This window comes from Pseudomonas sp. 18.1.10 (assembly GCF_024655625.1).
Lineage (GTDB): Bacteria > Pseudomonadota > Gammaproteobacteria > Pseudomonadales > Pseudomonadaceae > Aquipseudomonas.
The window spans coordinates 1-3,110 of record NZ_JANLGL010000375.1 but is presented as its reverse complement, the minus strand read 5'-3'; the positions used below and the strand labels follow the sequence as shown (position 1 = coordinate 3,110).

Annotated in this window: 2 protein-coding genes; one reads left to right on the top strand and one right to left on the bottom strand. The window is 61.0% G+C overall.

Features of this window, described 5'->3' with window-relative positions:
- Positions 1-100: 100 nt before the first annotated feature.
- Positions 101-1,123: a transporter gene (locus NUV89_RS28790; RefSeq protein WP_017737099.1), complete on the bottom strand. Its 1,023-nt coding sequence runs from the start codon at positions 1,121-1,123 to the stop codon at positions 101-103.
- A 262-nt stretch (positions 1,124-1,385) separates the two neighbouring features.
- Here NUV89_RS28790 and NUV89_RS28785 point away from each other — a divergent pair, with 262 nt between their 5' ends.
- Positions 1,386-3,014 (top strand): methyl-accepting chemotaxis protein, encoded by a 1,629-nt coding sequence (locus NUV89_RS28785; RefSeq protein WP_257783989.1) that lies wholly within the window; start codon positions 1,386-1,388, stop codon positions 3,012-3,014.
- Positions 3,015-3,110 lie beyond the last annotated feature (96 nt).

Below are 3,110 nucleotides of genomic sequence, written 5' to 3'. Positions count from 1 at the left end.
GCGGTGGGTCAGCCAATACATGTGCAAGCTGGTCCACCGTATTCGCGAGCAAGCCCGCTCCCACACAAGCCCGCTCCCACATTTCTAACTGCATTCCAGTTCAGTAGTCTTTGCGCTTGCGGAAAGCCCAACGACCGGCAATCAAGGTAAACGTCGCTACCAACGCCACCAGAATCCAAAACCCCTCCGGGTCCGTGGAAAGCGGCACGCCACCCACGTTCATGCCAAAAAAACCGGCAATGATATTGATCGGCAACGCCAGCACCGTCACCACCGTGAGGGTAAACAGCGTGCGGTTGCTCTGCTCGTTGAGGTTGGCGGCGATTTCTTCCTGCAACAGCTTGATGCGCTCGCCGAGGGCCATCAGGTCGTTGATGATAAGTGCGAACTCCTCGGTGGATTTGCGCAGCTCCTTCACGTCTTCCTTTTGCAGCCATTGCGGCGGGCGGTTGAGCAGGCGCAGCAGCGAGCCCGGTTCCAGCGCGAGCAGGCGTTGCAGGCGTACCAGCACGCGGCGGGCGGCGCCCAGTTCGGCGCGGTTGGTGGACAGGCGTGAAGACAGCAACTGGTCTTCGATATGGTCGACGCTGATGCTGGTCTTGCGCACGATCTGGGTCAGCACTTCGCCCTGGTCGCGCAGTAAATGCACGAGCAGTTCCAGCGGTGAGCGGAAGCGTTCACCGGCCTTCACCGACGAGCGCAGCTTGTCCACCGAGTGCAGCGGTTGCAGGCGCGCGCTGACCAGCAGGCGGCTGCGGGCGCAGACCCACAGGGTGGAAATATCCGAAGAGACCATGCTGCTGAAGTTGAACACCACGTCGTTGACCACCGCCAGCAAGGCCGAGTCCACGTGTTCGATACGGGTGGAGCGCGAGCCTTCGTGCAGTGCTTCGAAGAATTCTTCCGGCAATTCCAGGTGGGTCTGCATCCAGCGCTCGCACGCGGCGTGGGCCAGGTTCAGGTGCAGCCACAAGAATTCTTCCGGGTCGGCCGGTTGCTGCAAGGCCCGCAAGGCCGTGGCCGAATCTATCTGCTCGCCCTTTTCGCCGGGGCGAAAACGGAAACCGTAAAGCAAGCCAAACAGATCGGGGTCCTGGTGGCTGTGGTCAATGCTGTGGTTCATGGCGGCTCGCAGACAAAGGGCCTGTCGGACGTTTCACAGGTTCGCGTAGGCGAATCATTGCAAGGGGATTTGACAGTTTTGTGACAGTTTTCTAATTATTTCGCCGCTGTGACATTAATTTGACCATTTGTCAGGAAGCGTTCAAGAAGCGTCTGGCGCGGCCGATTCAAGCGGGTAGAACCGCTGTGGATGGGCGGTGCCTTTGATGACAGGGATGTTATGGCGTGCATGCACCAATTCCCTGTATCGAGGCTTTACCCCGATGAATGTTTTGCGTACCTCCTTGAGAGCACAAATCCTGTCGTTGCTCGGTGGCAGCCTGCTGGCGATGCTGTTGATCGCCCTGGCCTGTTTCAACTTCCTGTCCAACGGGGTGCAGAGTTATCGCAGTTTGATCGACGGGCCATTGCAGACCTCACAGTTGATCGACGAGGCCAACCTGCAATTCAAGGTCCAGGTGCAGGAATGGAAAAACGTCCTGCTGCGCGGCAAGCAGCCACAAGACATGGAGAAATACTGGGGCCAGTTCCAGGACCGCCAGCGCGATGTGCAAGGCATCCTCACCCGCCTGGTCGCCCAGACCCATGACGATGCCACCTTGAGCCGACGCATCGAAGCCCTGCGCGAGGAGCACCAGCAACTCGGCGTGGCCTACCAGAAAGGCCGCGACGCCTATGTGGCCGCTGGCCGTGATGCGACCGCCGGCGACGCTGCCGTCAAAGGCGTGGACCGCGCCGCCAGCGATCAGATGAGCGCGCTGGTCAGCGACCTGCGTGAACAAGGGGCGAAACAATCCCTGGTCATCAGTGCCTACGCCGAGCGTACCGTGATCGTCGGCCTGGCGATCATGCTGCTGTCGGGTGTGTTGATTGGCCTGTTCAGCCTGTGGCTGATAAACCGCAACCTGATCCTGCCGATTCGCGGCCTGATCGACTACGTGACCCAACTGAGTCACGGCCGCTTTGCCGAGCGTGTTGCCAGCCGTCGGCAGGATGAACTCGGGCACCTGGCCGCCGCTGCCAATACCTTGCGCGACTTCCTCGCCGAAACCTTCAGCCGTTTGCAGCGCAGCGCTACCGACCTGGTCAGCGCCAGCGGCGAGTTGAATTCGATTGCCGGGCAGATGAGCGCCGGCACCCACGAGCAGTTCAACCGCACCGACCAGGTGGCCACGGCGATGACCGAAATGTCGGCCACGGCCCAGGAAGTCGCCCGCCACGCCGCCAGCGCGTCACGCGCCGCCGATGAGGCGGATCACTCGGCCCGCGAAGGGGGTGAAGTGATGAAAATCACCATCGCCACCATCGGCCAGATGCGCAAAGAAATCCTCAACACCGGCACCATCATCCGTCAGTTGGAAACCGACAGCGTGCGCATCGGCAAGGTGCTGGAAGTGATCCGTGCGATTGCCGAGCAGACCAACCTGCTGGCGCTGAACGCGGCGATTGAAGCGGCACGTGCAGGCGAAGCGGGCCGTGGTTTTGCGGTGGTGGCTGATGAAGTGCGCTCGCTGGCGCAGCGCACGGCGGCGTCGATCATCGAGATCAACCAGATTATCCACGCGGTGCAAACCGGCGCGGTGGATGCGGCCGAGGCGATTGTCAGCGGCCAGTCGTGCAGCGATGAAAGTGTCGAGAAGGTGACCCAGGCGGGCGCCATGCTGGCGCATATCACCGAGGCGGTGGAGGCGATCCGCGACATGAACCGGCAGATCGCGACGGCGGCCGAGGAGCAGACGTCGGTGGCCGAGGATATTTCGCGCAACATCACGCAGATCACCACGGTGGCGACGGCCAATATGGATAACGTGCAGCGTACGGAAGCGGCGAGTCTGAACTTGCGGGGCTTGTCGGGGGAGTTGAATGAAGTGACGGCGCGTTTGGGGGCTTGATCGAGTACAAAAAAATGTGGGAGCTGGCTTGTGTGGGAGCGGGCTTGCTCGCGAATACAGTGTTTCAGTCACATAGTTGTTGACTGACCCACCGCT

Coding starts and splice junctions, on each gene's coding strand:
- NUV89_RS28790 (WP_017737099.1), bottom strand. CDS start 1,123: ATGAACCACAGCATTGACCACAGCCACCAGGACCCCGATCTGTTTGGC.
- NUV89_RS28785 (WP_257783989.1), top strand. CDS start 1,386: ATGAATGTTTTGCGTACCTCCTTGAGAGCACAAATCCTGTCGTTGCTC.